The organism is Aurantiacibacter rhizosphaerae (genome assembly GCF_009807005.1).
GTDB classification, from domain to species: Bacteria; Pseudomonadota; Alphaproteobacteria; order Sphingomonadales; family Sphingomonadaceae; genus Alteraurantiacibacter; species Alteraurantiacibacter rhizosphaerae.
Genome location: NZ_WUBR01000002.1, coordinates 937,473 through 955,176 on the forward strand (window position 1 = coordinate 937,473; position 17,704 = coordinate 955,176).

At 60.7% G+C, this 17,704-nt stretch carries 17 protein-coding genes; 1 reads left to right on the plus strand and 16 read right to left on the minus strand.

Translation table 11 applies throughout. The features are described from left to right. Positions 1–57: 57 nt before the first annotated feature. From GRF63_RS12050 to GRF63_RS12080, 8 genes are all read right to left on the minus strand, one after another. Positions 58–636 carry a DUF1989 domain-containing protein gene (locus GRF63_RS12050; protein WP_160486357.1) on the minus strand — a complete coding sequence of 193 codons (579 nt, stop codon included), beginning with the start codon at positions 634–636 and terminating at the stop codon, positions 58–60. Between the two features lie 8 nt (positions 637–644). After that, positions 645–1,313, minus strand: a complete 669-nt coding sequence (gene gntA, locus GRF63_RS12055; protein WP_202131739.1) for a guanitoxin biosynthesis heme-dependent pre-guanitoxin N-hydroxylase GntA — start codon at positions 1,311–1,313, stop codon at positions 645–647. A 147-nt stretch (positions 1,314–1,460) separates the two neighbouring features. Then, the gene (locus GRF63_RS16420) at positions 1,461–1,607 is read right to left on the minus strand and encodes a hypothetical protein (RefSeq protein ID WP_202131689.1); all 147 of its coding nucleotides are present in this window, start codon (positions 1,605–1,607) and stop codon (positions 1,461–1,463) included. A gap of 274 nt (positions 1,608–1,881) precedes the next feature. Then, positions 1,882–2,865 carry an MBL fold metallo-hydrolase gene (locus GRF63_RS12060; RefSeq protein WP_160486221.1) on the minus strand — a complete coding sequence of 328 codons (984 nt, stop codon included), beginning with the start codon at positions 2,863–2,865 and terminating at the stop codon, positions 1,882–1,884. Positions 2,866–2,893: 28 nt separating this feature from the next. Continuing rightward, entirely contained in the window at positions 2,894–4,192 is a 1,299-nt protein-coding gene (locus tag GRF63_RS12065) for an MFS transporter (protein WP_337189660.1), read from the minus strand. Between the two features lie 43 nt (positions 4,193–4,235). Further along, complete coding sequence (locus tag GRF63_RS12070; protein WP_237392425.1) at positions 4,236–5,324, minus strand: amidohydrolase family protein; 1,089 nt, start codon at positions 5,322–5,324, stop codon at positions 4,236–4,238. After that, the gene (locus GRF63_RS12075) at positions 5,285–6,607 is read right to left on the minus strand and encodes a fumarylacetoacetate hydrolase family protein (RefSeq protein ID WP_237392426.1); all 1,323 of its coding nucleotides are present in this window, start codon (positions 6,605–6,607) and stop codon (positions 5,285–5,287) included. The genes GRF63_RS12070 and GRF63_RS12075 overlap by 40 nt, the downstream gene beginning before the upstream one ends. Next, the gene (locus tag GRF63_RS12080) at positions 6,570–7,556 is read right to left on the minus strand and encodes an MBL fold metallo-hydrolase (RefSeq protein WP_160486222.1); all 987 of its coding nucleotides are present in this window, start codon (positions 7,554–7,556) and stop codon (positions 6,570–6,572) included. The genes GRF63_RS12075 and GRF63_RS12080 overlap by 38 nt, the downstream gene beginning before the upstream one ends. A gap of 114 nt (positions 7,557–7,670) precedes the next feature. Here GRF63_RS12080 and GRF63_RS12085 point away from each other — a divergent pair, with 114 nt between their 5' ends. Continuing rightward, the gene (locus tag GRF63_RS12085) at positions 7,671–8,312 is read left to right on the plus strand and encodes a TetR/AcrR family transcriptional regulator (RefSeq protein ID WP_237392427.1); all 642 of its coding nucleotides are present in this window, start codon (positions 7,671–7,673) and stop codon (positions 8,310–8,312) included. A gap of 7 nt (positions 8,313–8,319) precedes the next feature. Here the strand turns inward: GRF63_RS12085 and GRF63_RS12090 are convergent, their stop codons facing one another. From GRF63_RS12090 to GRF63_RS12125, 8 genes are all read right to left on the minus strand, one after another. Continuing rightward, the gene (locus GRF63_RS12090; RefSeq protein WP_160486224.1) at positions 8,320–9,264 is read right to left on the minus strand and encodes a fumarylacetoacetate hydrolase family protein; all 945 of its coding nucleotides are present in this window, start codon (positions 9,262–9,264) and stop codon (positions 8,320–8,322) included. Next, entirely contained in the window at positions 9,264–10,382 is a 1,119-nt protein-coding gene (locus GRF63_RS12095) for an FAD-dependent oxidoreductase (protein WP_160486225.1), read from the minus strand. Before GRF63_RS12095 ends, GRF63_RS12090 begins: the two co-directional genes overlap by 1 nt. A 15-nt stretch (positions 10,383–10,397) precedes the next feature. Then, positions 10,398–11,306 (minus strand): VOC family protein, encoded by a 909-nt coding sequence (locus GRF63_RS12100; protein WP_160486226.1) that lies wholly within the window; start codon positions 11,304–11,306, stop codon positions 10,398–10,400. Between the two features lie 31 nt (positions 11,307–11,337). Further along, entirely contained in the window at positions 11,338–13,794 is a 2,457-nt protein-coding gene (locus tag GRF63_RS12105) for a TonB-dependent receptor (protein WP_160486227.1), read from the minus strand. Between the two features lie 201 nt (positions 13,795–13,995). Further along, complete coding sequence (locus tag GRF63_RS12110) at positions 13,996–14,343, minus strand: hypothetical protein (protein ID WP_160486228.1); 348 nt, start codon at positions 14,341–14,343, stop codon at positions 13,996–13,998. A gap of 12 nt (positions 14,344–14,355) precedes the next feature. Then, positions 14,356–15,096 carry a TadE/TadG family type IV pilus assembly protein gene (locus tag GRF63_RS12115; protein WP_237392428.1) on the minus strand — a complete coding sequence of 247 codons (741 nt, stop codon included), beginning with the start codon at positions 15,094–15,096 and terminating at the stop codon, positions 14,356–14,358. Beyond that, the gene (locus GRF63_RS12120; protein ID WP_160486230.1) at positions 15,096–15,701 is read right to left on the minus strand and encodes a TadE/TadG family type IV pilus assembly protein; all 606 of its coding nucleotides are present in this window, start codon (positions 15,699–15,701) and stop codon (positions 15,096–15,098) included. Before GRF63_RS12120 ends, GRF63_RS12115 begins: the two co-directional genes overlap by 1 nt. Beyond that, positions 15,698–17,692 (minus strand): TadE/TadG family type IV pilus assembly protein, encoded by a 1,995-nt coding sequence (locus GRF63_RS12125; RefSeq protein ID WP_337189665.1) that lies wholly within the window; start codon positions 17,690–17,692, stop codon positions 15,698–15,700. Before GRF63_RS12125 ends, GRF63_RS12120 begins: the two co-directional genes overlap by 4 nt. Positions 17,693–17,704: the final 12 nt, after the last annotated feature.

A 17,704-nucleotide genomic window follows, 5' to 3' on the forward strand; every position in this document is an offset into this window, starting at 1 on the left:
ATCGGGCAAATTGAGATGCAAACTGTGACACCGCGCAAGCGGAGCGCCGCCTGCGTCCTATCGGATGCGGTAGCCAATCGGCTTGAACTGCCCACCGTTGGAGGCATAGGCGGAACACGCTGTGAGACCGATGACGAGGTCCATCTTCGCCCGCAGTGTCAGCATATCGCCAGCCTTCGATATCGGCGGCTCCACCGATAAACGCCCAGTCTGGCCATTCACGGGCACATTCATGAACACGTTGAAGGCGCATGGCAGATCGTCTTCTTCGATCCCAAAAGGTTGCAGGGCCGCGGCAAGATTGCCGAAGCACCCGCGATGAACGGGCTTGTCGGGATAGAAGTGTCGGAAGGTGGCCTTGCTGCACGGCGTGAGCAGGAAATCATGCGTCCCCACATCATCCGCCACGATTTCCAGCATCGCGTTTGATCGGTTGGACCACAAAATGTTGCCGGTGGTGAGGCTGATGGTTTCCTCGTAATCGAATGTCCTGCCGTTTGACAGGGCTTCACGCGTATCGTCGAGGTTGAAGGCCAGCAGATCCGAAACCTGCGTGCCTTCGATATCGATGATCTGGAGCTGTTGCCCGCTGCGCAGTTCGAACGCGGTTCCACTGCGCGGTTCGATCACCGTCATATCATTGTTCAAGACCTGCGATCCTCGAAAGGCGGCGTCCAGCCATCGTCAACCGCGCGGCCGCTGTACTGGCGGGCCTCGCTGGTGTCGCCATGGCGGGACAGCATGGGGTTGAGATCGCCTGCCAGCTTGCGATCGCGATCCAGAATGGTTTCCCGCATGCGTTCATACCGCCCCTGCTCTCGCAAACGCTCAAACTGGTCATGCAGATTGAAGACCAGCGCCGGGCGGGAGAAGCGCCGGGCCGGGCGCGAGGCATTGGGATGCATGCCCACCACGAAAAATGCCTCTCCGCCAAAGCTCAAACTGAAATGCGGACTGCCGGGATCGGCGCTGACGCGCGTGTCATATGTCTGGCCACGCCAGTGATCCTTGTCGGCCAGCGATTGCAGCCTTTCCCAAAGGCTTTTTTCAAATTCGCTTTCGGAAAGATCGGTGGGCCCTTCGAACACCACCACCAGGCTTCTGAGGCCGCCGGGTGCCTTCTTGTAGGCAAAGGCCCATTCCAGCAGCGCGGTATGAATGGCAACATCGTTCCAGGCGCTGGTGAGATCGCGCGCATGGACGATATGCATATTGCCCGTCGCCAGCGCGGATTTCGCGCCCACACAGGGAAAGCCCTGCTCCCTGACATAATCGGAGAACAGCTGACCGGCTTCAGTATTGCTATCAACCAGATCCACGGCAAACCCCCAAAACACGTGCGATCCAAGCGAACCAGCACACTGAAGGTTCCGTATCTGCGCTATGTTAGTGGGCGCGCCTTCACGCAATTATCCGCAGGCGCCGACCTGCCGGTGTGAAGTGCCTATCGGTTGAAGAGCCTATCGGTTGAAGAGTCGGGAGAAGAAGCCCTTCTGCTCCATCGGCTGGATCGGACCGAACCGCGCGAGGCGCGTGCTGGGATCACGATATGGTCTTGGCTCTGCCCAGCTGTCTGCGCGCGAAGAACGAAAGGTATATTTGCTCATCGAATGCCCCCAAACGAATCATGCCAGTAACTAGAAACGTTTTTATAGCTGAAAACGCGTGGTCATTGATTGGCTAGTTTTGCACAGATTTATCCGCTGCATGCAGATGAATTGCCAAATGATACTTATTGCAGGCAAGCTGTTGCAAAGTAACAGGATTGAAGCGCGTTAACCATGGCGCCCCTCCGCCCGGTCCATCGGAGGGCGGCTCGTCGAACAGATTTTTCAACGTTTGATCGGGAAAAACGCATCCACACGTTCCGGCTGCAAAACGCTAGAACCGCTCAAGATCATCCGCGATAACCACCGGGCCGGTGTAGTGCTGCGCAATCGCGCCGACATAGCCCAGCAGGTTTGCCCCGTCGGCATCCGGTCCGGAAAGGTGCGTCACCACCACCGCGCCAACTTCGGCATCGCTGGCCAGTTCGCCCACGTCGCCCGGCGTCAGGTGATGTTCGCGCAAATGCGTCTCCAGATTGGCAAAGGCCTGCGCGGGCACATTGGGCGACAATCGCCTGATATCGGCAATGGTGCGATCCACGTCGATCATCTCCACCACCAGCAGATCCGCCCCGCGCGCCAGATCGGTTACGGCGGCGCTGGGGCCGGTGTCTCCGCTGTAGACGATATCACGGTCAGGCAGATCGAACCGGAAAGAGAGCGATTCATAATTGGCATCATCCGCGCTGCCGGGGGCGAAGCTGTAGTGCGAATTCTTGCGCGCCGTTACGCGGGCATCGCCAATGGACAGCGCGGCGTTGTCCCGCAGTTCGACGACCTTGATCCCCGTTTCGGGCGGCCTGACGGGTGCGCCGGGCACGCCATATCCAGATTGCGTTGTGGGCAGCATGGCCGCCAGCAATCCATCCACCATTGCGCGCGTTCCCGGCGGGCCATAGATGGTCAGATCGCTGCTGACATCGGTCTGCCAACGCAGGCCCAGCAGCCCAACCAGCCCGGCGGTGTGATCGAAATGCAAATGGCTGATGAAAACCGCGTCAATCGCGCCCAGCGGCACGCCCGCCTTTGCCAGCTGCTGCGCCGTGCCATCCCCGATATCGACCAGCCATGTGCCATCCTGCGCAATCAGGACATTGGCCGGTTGGGATCGATTGGCATCGGACAGCGGGCCGCCCTTTGTGCCAAGCGTGATCCACTGGCTGGCGGCGGCAGTATCATCCTGCGCCATGGCAGGAGACGCGAGCGCGATGGACAACGCCGCCACGGCACCTGCAACAGATTTGCCCAAACCTCGCATCGCAATCTCTCCCATCAAGCGCGCAATCCTATGCCTCGTATGTCGCCTCGCGTGCAGCTTCACCGCCAACAGACCGTCGATAGGCCAGGATCAGGAACAGCGCGGCCAGGAGCGGGGTGGCCAACATGGAGGATATCGCCATGCGCAGCCCATCCTGTCCGAATTGCGGCGTGAAATAATCGCTCAGCGCGCCGACAACGAAGGGGCCGAGCGCGCCGCCGATCAGGCCCGATGCGGCAAGCAGGATGGTGGAAACAATGCCACGGTCCCGCGAGGAAACGCTGTTAATCGCGAAATTGATAACCGGGGGCACAGCCGCGCTGAGCAGGAAGTTCATAATGCCTGCACTGGCCATGGCTGCCGCCAGCGAAGGCAGGAACACGAACCCCGCCATGAAAGGCAGCGACAATGGTACGCAGATCATGGCAATCTTCAGCATGTCACTGGGCCTGCCCCTGCGCGCCATCAGGCGATCGGCGAAGAAGCCGGATGCCAATGTGCCGGTAATCCCACCAAGCCCCACCGCAGGGCCGATCACCAGCCCCACCTGCGCCAGCGGCACGTCATGGGATCGCAGCAGGAAGGCAGGGCCCCAGGCAGCCAGCACGAATGTCATCATCATGCCCATGCCAAAGCCGCATAGCAGGAAGGGAAAGCCATCCAGCCGCAGCACGCGCGCGCATCCGGCCCACAGGTCCGCCCAATATGTGGTTGGCGGTGCAAGCGCGGCATCATCGCCGGTCCGCTCCGGCTCTCGCACGCTGAACAGCAGCAAGAAGGTGACGGACAATCCGGCAAGGCCGCACACCACGAACATGTCCCGCCACCCCAGCGCAGCGGCCAAAACGCCGCCGATGATTGTACCGCCCACGATGCCGACAAAGCTGCTGGCCTGGAAAATTCCCACGGCACGGCCACGGGTTTCCTTGTTGAACAGATCGGGGATCAGCGACATCGCGGCAGGAAACGCCGTCGCCTCGCCAATGCCCACGGCGATGCGGGCCAGGGAAAGCGTGGCGAAATCCGTTGCAAGACCCGTGGCGGCTGTCGCCAGGGACCATCCCGCAACGCCGATGGCCAGGATCCGCACGCGATTGCCCCGGTCCACGAAGCGGGCGATGAACAATCCGCCCACGAGGTTGAACAGCACGAACAGGAAGCCGCTGGCGAGCGACATCTGCGTATCGGAAATCGCCAGGTCGCGGCCAATGGGATCGACCACCGTGCCGAACAGGATACGGTCACCCTGGTTGAAGATATTGGCGAGGAACAGCACGCCCAGCGCCCACCAGGAGCTGGCGCGATTGCTTTGCGGCGATTCCGTCACCAGCGCACACCAGCGAAAGTGGAATGTTTGGCCATGCCCGCCATCAGCTTACCTTCAGGCCCAGCAGGGATGCCGCGTTAAGCCCAAGGATCTTGGCGCGCACATCTTCATCCAGCGCATCGTGAAAGCCCACCGGATCGGGCTCTGCCATGTCGAAAGGATAGTCGGAGCCGAGGCACAATCGGTCCGCGCCGTGCGTGCGCACCAGGCTTTCCAGCTGGTCCTTGTCGAACACCAGCGTATCGAACCACAGCTTTCGCAAGTAGCTGGAGGGTTCATGCTGGCAGTGTTCCGAACAATCGGCACGCGCGCGCCAGCCATGGTCCATCCGGCCCCAGTATCCGGGGATATAGCCGCCGCCATGGGCAACGCAGATGCGCAGGCCCGGATAGGCATCCAGCACGCCGCCAAAGATCAGGTGCCCCACTGCCAGCGTGGATTCCAGCGGATTGCCGATCAGATTGTTGAAGTAATATTCGCTCATCCGCTGGGCATGGGTGAAGCCAAGCGGGTGCAGGAACACCAGCACGCCCAGTTCCTCTGCCGCGGCCCAGAAGGGGCGAAACTCCGGCGCGTGAAGATCCACACCGTTCACGTTGGAGCTGATCTCCACCCCGCGCAGATCAAGATCCTTCACGCAGCGATGCAATTCCTCCACCGCCAGGCGCGGGTCCTGCAGGGGCACGGTGCCCATGCCCACGAAACGATCGGGATGCTGGGCCACGGCCTCTGCCATCCCGTCATTCACGGCGCGCGCGGCGGCGCGACCAGTATCGGCATCGGTGAAATAGAAATACTGGCCGGGACTGGGCGACAGCGCCTGAACATCGATGCCCAACCTGTCCATATCGGCCAGCCGCGTATCGATGGTGTTCAGCGTGCGGCCCATCGCGGCAAATTGCGCGCGGTTGACCTCGGATGTCTTCGGGCTGGTGAAATCGTTGATGCCGGGCGGCGGGCCGGGATATTTGGCCTGCACCAGCGCATCGGCAGCGGGAATGCCAAGGTGGCAATGGATGTCCACCACCAGGTGCTTGCCCCGCGCGCTTACGGGGATCGGCTCTTGCTGGCCACAGGTAAAGATCTCGCCGGTCATGTATTTGGTCTCGCTGCCATGATTGTGCCGCTGCATTCGCCAAAGCCGATGGGCACGTAGCCTTCTGCCATCGCGCGTCCGCGGATCGCCAGTGTGTCGCCATCTTCCAGCATCACCCGCGTGGTGCCATCGGCCAGTTCCAGCGGTTTCTTGCCCAGTTCGGTTATCTCGACAAGGCAGGCGCGCGCCTCGTCAGCGGCGCCCGATACGGTGCCCGTGGCGATCAGATCCGCCGTTTCCAGCGGAGCGCCACCGCTGGCCTGGTGGACCACCATCTGTGCCAGCGTCCAGAACAGTTCGGCCACATTGGTGCGCACGATGCGCTGCGGGCCGGAACCGGTGTCGATTTCGGCGGAGAGTTCGATGTTCAGACCACCCGCCTCGCGATCGAATGGATCATTGAGATAGGCCGGCACCTCCGGCTCTTCATCACTGCGCCCGCGCCCGGCAATGCGGAACGGGGCCAGCGCCTCCATCGTGACAATCCATGGAGAGATCGTGGTGAGGAAGCTTTTGCCCAGATGCGGGCCGAGGATCATCTCGTAAAACTGGATAGCCCTGGCAGACCAGTCGTTCACCAAGCAGCAGCCGAACAGCAATTCATCCGCGCGGGCCATGCTTATGCTTTCACCAAGGGCATTGCCGGGACCGCGCAGCCATGCGCCGAACTCCACCTCGAAATCCAGCATTGGTTCGGGAGAGAAGGTCATCTGGCTTTCACCAAAGGGCACAACCTGCCCCATCGGCCTGATTACCGGCGTTCCGCTGACAGCGATGGAGCTGGCCCGCCCGTTATAGGCCACGGGCAAGGTCGCCCATGCGGGCTGCGGCGCCCGTCCGCCGAATTGCGCCATGCGCAGGATATGGTCTGCACTGGTGCAGAAATCCGTGAATGCGGCGGGCTTTGCCGGAAGCTTCATCGTTACAGATGCAGCTGGGATCAGCGCCGTCTGTGCCGCATCCCGCTGAGAGGAACCCTCGGCGTAAAGGTCTGACAGGGCCGCCCGCAGCGCGGATAGATCGGCGGTGGGGACTTCGAACAGGTCTGCAAGGCTGGGCCTGCTGGCAATGGCGGCCACCTGCGCCGCCGTACCGCTCAGCGCGTTCGCTTCCACCAATGCGGCCAGGTCAATGACTTGATCGCCCAGTGCAACGCCGCCGCGGCTTCCCTTCCCATCATCGAACACCCCGAACGGCAGGTTCTGGATGGGAAAATCCGTGGCTTCATCATTCGCAGATGGCAGGAAACTGCGGCGCTGTGGATCGTGCGTGGCGTTCAGTTCAATGGGCATGGCCGCAACCGCCGTGCTGATAATCATGTTCCTTGCGATAGCGGTTCATTTCCGCAAACAGCACGGGCGGCGGCGCGGCTTCCATCTGCGGATCCCATTGCTTATAAAGCGAATAGACGTTCGCCACCACGCGTTCCGGATCGGTCCAGTGCGAATATTCCTTCATCGGAATGTCCCGCGCGGCCTGCCGCCAGTCCAGCCCGGCATCGAAGCGCCCGCGCGCCTCATTGGTGAGATGTTCGAAATACAGGCGCATGTTGCGCACCGCTGATACATCGCAGATCGGGCCATGGCCCGGCACCACGATTTCAGGCTGTAAGGCCTCGATAAATTCGCACGCGGCGATCCAGCGCGTCATCGGCCCGGCCCAGAGGATGGGATGGCCTTCGTTGAACAGCAAATCGCCGGTGAAAACCGTGGAATCCTCCGGCACCCATGCGATGGTATCGGACATGGTGTGCGCAGGGCCAAGATCGTGCAGTTCCACGCTCTTGTCACCCACCTGCAGCGTCAATTGCTGCACGAAGGTGGAGTTGGGCAAGGTCAGTTCATCGACCCCGCTGAAATCGAAGGTGCGGCCCATCGTCTCGAACAGGAATTCACCAGCTTCGCCCATGTTCTGCCAATTGCTGGAAAGGTTCGCCAGCGCCTTGGGATCGAATTCGGACATCTCCTCGCGCGTCTGTTCCGTCGAGATGATCTTGGCGTCCGCCACCAGACCATTGCCGAAAAAGTGATCGGGATTGGCGTGCGTATTCACCACCGTATCCACGTGATCGCCGCCGGGCACCTTGGCAAAATCATCCAGCATGGCGCGCGTCAGCGGCACGCTCATCAACGTATCCACCAGCAGCGTTTGCCCCTGCGATGTTACCAAGCCGGCGTTTGACCAGCCCCAGGTTCCGTCCGGCTGTACGTAACCGTACAACCCATTGCCAAGATCATGCACGCCCTGCCGGAATGGCCAGTTACTCACCCAAATCTCCTCTTCCTTGGGGCGGACCATAAACCTGTTATTCTTTACATCAAGAATATAATGTACAGACCCGCCACTTGTGTCTTTTGGCGCGTTGGGTTTAGCACTGGAATGATGGCAGATAACAAAAAGAGTGCGAAGCGCAGCAAAGGTCGGCCCGATGCTGGCAGCAAGGGCGTGGGCCGCGATGCACTGATCGTGGCGGCGCGCGAACTGCTGCAGGATCTACCTCCGGCGCAGGTTACGGCCAGCGCGATTGCGCGCCACGCAGGCGGCGATCCGGCGCTGGTCCGCTATTACTTCGGCAATCGAGAGGCCCTGTTGCTGGAGGTTGCCAAAACCATCGGCAAGGAAGCCAGCGCCATGCCGCCCGACAATGGCGACCCGCTGGATATGCTGACGCAGTTCATCCACGCCACCTTCCGCTTCACCCGGTCTGCCCGCAACATGCAGCGCCTGATGCTGGATGAACTGGATTCCACCAGCTCTCCCGAAATGCGCGCCAGCCTGCGGGAATGGAACCGCGGGCCGGTGGATTTCTATGCCAATCTGAAATCGATCGACAAGGATGGCGACCTCTCCGATTTCAACCCGCTGTTCCTGCACCTTGCCGTGATCGGCATAAGTGACTTCTTCGTGACCGGCAGCCCGCTGGTGGAAATGCTGGTGCCCGAAGGCACCGATATGGATGCGCTGGCGAAGGATTATGAGGCGTTCGTGGAAGACCTGCTGCTGAACGGCCTAAAGAAGCGCTGATCGCCCCTCAGCCTTCCGCCGCGCACGGATTGCGCTGTGTGCCAAGGCCGGTGATGGTGCCTTCCATCACATCCCCATCCTTCAGGAACACGCCAAAGGCGCTGCCATTTCCATAGGGCGATCCGGTGCAGATCACATCGCCGGGTTCCAGCATCACGCGGTGGGACAGATACTCGATCTGCCGTTCGATGGATGCCATCATGTCGCTGGTGCTTTCGTCCTGATACACTTTGCCGTTGACGGATAGCTTGATGTTCATCGCATAGGGATCGGCAATCTGGTCCTTCGGCACGATCATCGGGCCAAAGGGCAGGAAGGTGGGGAAGCATTTGCCCGATAGCCAGTCCGCCCCGATGGCAGACCCATCCTTGCGGAAGATATGTTCGCGCGCGGTAACATCGTTGACCACTGCGAAACCGGCCACGTGGTCCATCGCGTCCTGCGCGGAGACGCGGTGCGTGCGCTTCCCGATCACCACGCCCAGCTCCAGTTCCCAGTCCGGCTTTTCAACGTTGGACGGCAGCACCACGGTGTCACGCGCGCCGATGGCGCAGGATGGCAGCTTGATGAAGCAGAACGGCAGCGCCTGCGCGCGGGCATCCATCATCGCCTCCACCTTCTGGCGCCGCTCATCCTCCGACATATTCTCGTGCTCGGCCGTGCGCATAGACGGATCGCCCATGATCAGGCCAACGACGTGCTTCTTGTAATTGGCGCCGGTGCAGAACACCTGGCCCGGTCGATAGGGAAGGCGGATATCGGCATCGTCGAAACTTGCCGCGCCTTCGAAGGCGGCATCGCCCGCCCATTCGGCCAGCCGGGGCGCAACCGATTGCCAGTCTGCCAGCAGTTCAGGCAGTCCCCTGCCCTCACCCCAGTGGGACAGCGGCAGATATGTGTCGCCGCTGACTAGCACGGCCTGCCCGCCAACATTTGCAAGACCGTGGGTCATCAATAGGCTTCCTTCAATTTCTGCATTGTTCCGCCCAGCATCTTGTTGGCTTCCATCTGGTCACCACCGGACATTTCGATATCGCCGATCCGCACCGAGTTTTCGACCACCATGCGCGCGCGTTCAAAACGGCGCTTGCCAAAGGCTGGCAGGCTCGCGTCAAGATCGTCGGATTTTTCGAGCTCATCCGCCAGCGCCAGTCCATCTTCCACGGCAAGGCCTGCGCCCGATGCCATGTGCGGCGTGGTGGCGTGCACGGCATCGCCAATCAGGACAACGCGCCCGCTGTGCCACGGCAAGGGCAGCAACATCCATTCCAGCGGCCTGTAATTCACCATGGAATCGGGGCCAAGGTTGGCGCGGATTTCGGGAACGTCTCCGCCAAATCCTTCCAGCAATCTTTCCACCTGCGGGATCAGGTCGTCTTCCTCGTACCAGGGATTGTCCGGCACATGCTCCAGGATAAAGGCGTATAGCTTGTCATTCGAAATGGGGTTGAGGCCCAGCTTGATCGGCCCGCCCAGATACATTTCGGTGCGGTCCACACCTTCTGGCCGATCGGCCACGATGCGCCAGCAGCCCTGCCCGGTGAACTTGGGCTTGGGCACATCGGGGAACAGCATCTTGCGCGTCTTTGACTGCACACCGTCTGACGCGACGACGAGGTCGACATCGCGTTCAGTCCCGTCGGACAAGGATACGCGAACGCCATCGCCCATTTCATCGAAAGCCGTCGCCTCCACGCCCAGTGTGACAGCGATGCCTGCTTCCTTCACCTTTTCCTGCATGATGGAATGCAACACGGGACGCATGATCCCGCCGCTGCAATCCACAGGATCAAGGTTTTCCGGCGCCTCCGGCGTTTCCATCATCACGGCGCCTTGCGTGTTGCGCAGGCGGATGCCGGAGCCAACGAAGCCCCGCTCTTTCACCTGATCGAAGATGCCCAGCTCGTCAAAAGCGCGCAGGGACATGCCCGTCACGCTGATGCCGGCGCCATAGGCGCGCCAGTCCGGATCGATGTCGATCAGTTCCACAGCGACCCCGCGTTGCGCCAGTGCGATTGCCGCACCCATTCCGCCCACGCCGCCACCAACGATTAATGCCGTGCCTATCATGTCAGGTTCTCTTTATTATGCAGGTGTCTGCCACAGGCCCTTGTCGGGCTCCATCTCAGCATGCGGCACATTGCCGGTGATGATGCGCCCGGTGCCCCACTGGTCGATCGTCTGCGGGCCGGGCTCGTAATGGGTCACTTCCCAGGTCTCCTCGTCCACCTCTTCAAGATCGGAGGTGTATTCCACCGCATTGCCATTGGGCGTCACGAAATAGCTGAAGGTGTTGTTGCCCGCGGTGTGACGCCCCGGTCCCCAGCTCAGCTTGATGCCCGCTTCATGCATGCGCGCCAGCCCGCGCATCAGCTCGTCAACGGAACTGACATCGAAGGCGATGTGATTGAGCGCGGGCGGCCCGGGCAGGATCGCCACGCGGTGATGCGCCGTGTTGCAGCGCAGGAACACCATAAACTTGCCGATCCAGTCAGACAGGCGGAAGCCCAGCGCCTTTTCATAGAACTCGGCCAGCCCGGCGTGATTGGGTGAATGGAACACCACGTGGCTGATGCCGATGGGAATGGCTTCGCCCTTGTCCAGCTTGCGGAATTCACGCGGGGTGCTGTCGCAGATCACTTCCATCGCCCGGCCATCGGGATCGAAGAAGCGGAAGGCGAAGCCGCCTGCCGGCCCGTCTGCCGGGGCGGGTTCGCTGATGATCTTGGCGCCGGCGGCCTTCACCTGCTCGAAGATCGCCAGCACATCATCGCGCGAGGCGGCGGAAAAGCCGACGAGATCGGTCTTGCGCTCGGCATCCTCGCGCAGGATCACGACATAGGGATGCGGCATTCCAGCGGCCGCGAAATAGACCCGGCCATCCTCTTCGGCGACCTCTATCAGGCCCCACTTTTCTCCAAAGAACTCCCGCTCCGCAGCCAGGTCGGGCACGGCCAGGGCCACGTATTGCAAGTCCGTCACGCTAGTAGGCATATTTCACTCCAGATTAAATCGTATTGCCGGTTCAGAACTTCCCGCCGACCCTGATACCATAGGTGCGCGGTTGTTCTGCCGAGGCAGAGATAAGCCCTGCCGAATTGGTCGTCCCTGTTATAAGACGCTGGTTGTCTTCGATATTGTTGACGTAGAAAGTCACGAACAGGCTGTCATCCTCCTTCGCCAGCGTCAAAGAGGCGTAGCTGACGAAGGCAGCCTCCGATCGCAGATATGGCAGATAGTCCGCGGTAGAGAAGCTGCTGCTGCGATAGCGCGTGCCGCCCTGCACCACGGCCTTGTGATCGCCCAGCGGGATGGTCTGCTGCCCGTTGAGGTTGAAAGACCACTTGGGCGAATTGAACGCGGTATTGCCCGAACAATCGATGCGGAACACATTGATGGTGGACCCGCCCGGCGTGGTTTGCGTGGTGGGTGCAAAGGGGCAGCTGGTGTTGGGCGGCAGACCCTGGTTGGGCGCGAAATAGACGAAGCTGTCATACTCTGTATCCAGATACTGGATATTGGCGGACAGCAGCGTGTTTTCCGTGGCCAGCAGTTCCACGTCCAGATCCACGCCCTTGATCGTGCTGTTGCCGATGTTGCGGGTGAGGAAGACGGTGGAGGGCGGATCGCCCAGATCATATCCGAACTGGCTGAACTGCTGGTTCTTGTACTTCCACAGGAATGCCTCGACATTCACCTGCAGGATATTGTCGAAAAAGCGGTTCTTCGATCCGATCGTATAGGCCTTGATGGTTTCAGGCTCATAGGTTTCCGCACCGCGCGCGAAGGAGAAGCCGCCGGCGTGATAACCCGTCTCGAAACTGGCGTAGACCATGTTGCGGCGCGAGAGATCATATTGCGCGGCCAGCCGGTAGGTGAACTTGTTGTTGTCCAGCCCGGAATCGATCACGATGGGTGATCGCAGGACGAAGGGCGCGGTTTGCGATCCACCGGCAAAGGGTGGCAGCACGAAAAGGGGAACAGGCGTGATCGGAATGCCGTTGGCGGCATAGAAGGCCTGAAGCTCTTCCTCTGTCGATGCCAGCGGCACGAACGGCAGGTTCGGGCAGAAATCCTGCGGCGGCGCGGGATTGCCGCAGAACAGGATGTAGACGTTGGACGTGCCCGCAAAATCCTTCTTGTCGGAAGTGTAGCGGCCCGCCGCCGTCAGGCTGAGGCCTTCCACCGGGCGCACCGTCACCTTGCCGAAACCGGCCCAGCTTTCCGTTTGGGAGCTGAAATCCTGATAGGGAGACAGGGTTTGCTGGTTGTAGCGCGCATTGGCCGAGATGCTCTCGTCAAAATACATGCCGCCGATCAGGTAATCCACGGAATCGCCAAGATCACCGGCCCAGCGCACTTCCATGCTGGTCTGCCTGTCTTCCTCCTGCGTGTAGCCCTGGCGGAACACGCCGTTGAAGGCATATTCCAGGCTGGCCTCGCGATAGGCGGGCTGCACCGTCAATGTGCCGGCTTCGGTGTTGTAGTTCAGCTCTGCCGTGATGCCCCAGTAATCATTGTTGTTGAACGGCTGCCCGTCGACAACGGCACCGGCGCGGCCAAGCTGCGGAATGAAGCGCTGCGCCAGCAAGGCGTTGGATGCCGGGTCCAGCAGGCCCTGATCCACGGGGAAGCCGGTGGGTACGAAGTCATATCCGGCAAAGCCCGTGGGGCCGAATGTAGGATTGACGGCGCCCAGATAGAAGCCGCTGCTGCCAGCGCCGCCTTGGTGGGCGAAATCAAATGCCACGCGCAGGTCCAGATCGGCGGTGGGTTCGCCATACACCTGCAGGCGGCCGCCATATTCTTTCTGGTTTCCGGTGCCATCGCTCTGGAAGGCGTTGCGCCGCGCCACGCTACCCGCTGCGCGCACGGCAACGTGATCGCCCACGGGGACGTTCAGCGCGGCCTGTCCGGTCAGCCAGTCGTAATTGCCATAACCAAGCGTAAAATTGCCCGAAGTCTCACCCAGCCGGGGGCGATTTGGAATGACGTTGATCGCGCCAGCCGTGGCATTGCGACCGTACAAAGTTCCCTGCGGTCCCTTCAGCACCTCAACCCGTTCAAGATCGTAGAACACGCCGGAGGTGGAGGTTGGCCGACCGAGGTAGACGCCATCGTAATTGAACGAGATCGCCGGATCGGAATAGGCATTCACGGTGGAATTGCCCACGCCGCGCACGAAGAAGACGGTGGTGGGCCCGCCCCCGCTGGCAGCGGAGAGCGACGGGGAAATGCGCGAGAGATCCTCTGCCCGCAGCACGTTTTGCTGAACCAGTTCTTCAGGCTGGATCACATCGATCGGCAGCGGCGTATCCTGGCTGTTTTCAGCCACGCGCTGCGCCGTGACAATGATATCGCCAATGCCGGATTGAGGGGTAGGCTCCTCTGGCGTTTCGCCGGATTGCGCCAAGGCCGGAGAGCACAACAGCGCAGATGCCATCGCCGCGCCAGACACGGAATACCGCACAAGCATTCTCATCAGAATTATCTCCCAGATTTTTATTATTCCTTTGCATAAGAATTTATATTCTACGGCACAAGAATAAAATCGCGCGAGAGATGTTCGCGAGGCTCGCCAGGCAGATGGAAACGTGGCTCCTTCGCGGAAGGAACCGGTACTGGTGGGCGTCAGATTTTGGTAGTTCAGGAGGTGCCGCAGATCAGGCGGCACGAGGCGGCATCATTCTTCCAGGTTCATGCGATCCCTGGAGATGGCGCCCTGCTCTACAGCGCTGCCACGCGTCACGGTCCGCTGCACTGGTGCAGGCGCGGCGGGCGCGGCTGTGGGCGCAGGGTCGGATTCGCCGAACCAGTCCCACATGTCACCGGCGGGCTGTTCAGGAGCAGGCGTGTGCGATTTGGCCAGCCTGACGGGCGCAGGTTTCGCGTCCTCCTCGGCCACGGCCACGGTCGCTTCCCCTGCCGGAGAGGCGGCATTGAATTTGTCCACCGGGCCACCCTCCTCCATCAGGGTGCCCACCAGAAGCAGGATGGCAATTGCCAGCGTGAGTGTCAGGCCTTTCGTCATCTAATCTTTCCTTCAGCCCTTGCCCTTGCCTTTGCCCTTACCGTCGTCGTCGCCGTCGCCGCCGCCGCCACCGCCGCCGCCGGTCTTGGTATCGCAGGAGGATTCCCCGCCTGAACCGGTAATCCCCGGCCCCAGGTTCCTGTCATCGCGAATGGCGAAAATCGCCTCCTCGCGGAAATGGGCTGTCTCCCCGAAGGTCCCCTTCAGGATGCCGTTATGTTCATAATAGATTTCGGCCACCATCACCGCAGAACCCGGCGCCGCGGTGATCAGGCTATCGTCGAGGCCGACGCCCTCGATCGTCTTTGAACCCAGACCGTTGTTGATGCCTTCATCGCCATACATCGAATCCCGATCGAGATCGCCCTGGCAGCGCTGCCAGTGGATGTATTGCAGGCCCGTGGTGTCATCATATTCCAGGCTGGAGAGGATGATGCGGCCATTTTCCATCAGGTCATATGTCTCACCCTGGCGCATGGCGCCGGACATGATGGAATCCACATCCGCCTCCGTCACGGTGGGGGTGACGCTGCTGTTATCAGTCTGCCCAAGGCGAGAGGCGTTGTCGGCCAGCGAAATCGCCGTCTGGCTCACCTGCATGTTGACCGTGGACATGTATGCCAGCTCGATACCGGTCAGGCCCAGGCCGATGAACAGCGGCAGGATCAGCGCGAATTCCAGTGTGGAGACAGCCTGCGTATCGCGGCGTAAGTTGCGCAGCGTTGCGCGCATTTTGAGAAATTTCGTGGTCATCAGCTGCATGTCCCCGCCTGTGAAGAATAGCCGGACTGGTTGGCAAAGGGCTGGTTCTTCTTCAGCGCGCTGGTGGACAATGTGCGCGACTGCCAGGCCTTTTTCAGAAACGGCACCTTGATCATCGGCTCGTAAGTTGCCTCTACAGAATAGATGACCACATCATTGGCGCCGCCATTGCCGGACACGCCGATATCATCGTCCCATTGCCCGTTCCGGTTCTCGTCCACGTAGGCCTCACCATCGTCACAGATGCCGTTGTCATCGGCATCGTTCCATTGTTCTGCCCGCTCGATATCGGCAAAATCATAATAGCTGGTGCGGCTGGTCTTCAGCTCTACGCCCGGCATGATGCCCTTCACCCGTTCCAGCACCAGCGCATCGGCGGCATCGGTGTCTCCGCCTTCCAGAGAGGCATCGCGCGCGGCCACCTGCACCGCGCCGTTCAGCACCGATTGCGCATAGACCATCTGGCCGATGTCCAGCGTACCCATCAGCAGCAGCAGGAAGGTGGGCGCGATCAACGCAAACTCCACCACGGTGACGCCGCTTTCATCGCGGCGCAGATCTGCCGCCAGGGCTTTGAGATTACCTGCACCCGTCATTGCGTGATCCTCAACTCGCCAACTTCCTTGGCGATTTCCTGGAAGGCGGTGTTCAGTTCGTCCGCATCCTCCGCCAGGAAGGAGCTGTCGTCCGATGAACAGGTCTCCAGCTCGTCCGTCAGGCCGGTGGCAAAGGCGATCACCCACAGGCGGATGCCCTTGGCCTTCACCGCCTCGCATATCGCCAGGAAGCGTTCGTTATGACGGCGCGTGTGATGGTTGGACCCGTTGGCCGTGATCCGGCGATCGTGATACTCGATGCCATAGGCGCTCTGGATGGAAATGCTGGGCTGCATGGCGCCATCTGTCATGAAGATCAGGTGCCGCGAGACATTGCCGCCATTGCCGGGCGCCAGGTTCACATTGCTGGCAAAGATACCTTCCGGCGAACTGACGCGTGCGCCCCACAACACGCCCAGATCGTGATAGGTGTTGCCGGTGGCGATCAGCGAGTCTGCATAGGAATCGAACGCGCTTTCGCTCATGGTCTTCAGCAGCTGCGCCTTTTGCGGGCAGCGTGACACCGCCTGCCCGCCAGTGTCGCTTTCATGGGCATGGGTCAGATCCCAATAGCCGCCGCCCCAGGAATTGACCCAGGCAGAGCGATAAAACGCGACTTCCGGCCACATCGGGCGCCACTTGGTATCGTCATCCGAAGTCGGCTCTGAATCGATGTCCAGATCATTCGCGCTGACCGGTGTGATCCCCACCACGGAATTATAGGTGAAGCTTGCCGCAGGGGTCGTATCGCGTTCCTCGATGCAGCCGGGCCAGGTGGAGGTTACATCGGTGCCGCCGCTTCCCGTCTGCGTGGTAACAGGAGAGAATTTCTTGTAGGCGCTGACGTCATATTCCAGCTGCTTGTAGACGAAGTGCGAGAAGACCTCGCTCTCGATCGTCTCCATAACCGGGTCGCGCGTTTCGAACTCGTATTCGTAATTGTCGCGGGCAAATTCAGTGTATTGCGGCGCCCAGTATTTTACCTTCTTACCGTTGTTAAACCGTTCCTCGCGCACGCAAGTATAGGTCTTGCGCGTCTGGCGGGTGGTCTTGGTGGTGGTGGTGACTTCCTGACCGTTTGCATTGATGCTGGTGCCCGTTTCGGTGGACGAACCACCTTCATTCTTCCAGTTCGTGTCGTTTGGCAGGGCGTTGTTGCACTTCCACTTCTTGTTATATTCATCGCCGTTCAACAGGCCTTGTCCGATTTCCTCCACCTGGCTCTGCCCATTGGACGTGGAATAGACGGGATCGCCCCATCCGGCGACTTCGCCGGTTTCAACCACGGTGGTTTCATACTGCGGTTCGCGGGACTGGATTTCCATATCGTCCACCAGCCAGCTTGGCTTCAGCAGGTGGCCCACGTTGATGGACTGGCTGTAGGGCACGAAGGCATAACGGATGCGCGCATTGCCGCCCGCGGTGGATGCTTCCACGGTGTCGTAGAAGTTCTTCATCGCATCCTGCAGCATCGACACTTTCGTCGGGCCGCCTGCATCCAGCGTCCAGCCCATCGAACCTGTGCTGTCCAGCACCATGGTTACATCGCTGTTGCCAACGCCCATGGATGCAGAACACGCCACGCTGATCGATATCGTGTCATAGCCGAAGATCGTCATGATCGCCGTTTGCACATCGGCCTCTGCCGTGCCGGCGATGGTGTTGCCGTCATCATCGGACGTGGGCGTGAATTTCACATTGCTGGAGCTTTGCCGCTCTGCATCGAAATTGTTGGCGAAATAGGCGCCTGCTTCGCTCTTCACCGCATCGTCGAAACCATTGGTGCCCACTGCGCGGCGCCCGGCCAGCACGCCGGCATCGCATGCGGCCTGCAAACGGTTTTCAGCCTTGTGAGCCCGGCTCATGTCCAGGCCGCCGCCAACCACTGCGGCCAGCACCAGGAAACCGACTGCGGCCATGGGAAGCAAGCTTCCCGCCTCGTCGCGGATAAGGCGGAAATTCGCGCCTGTTTTCGTCTCGATCCGTTGCACCGGTTCGCCCCC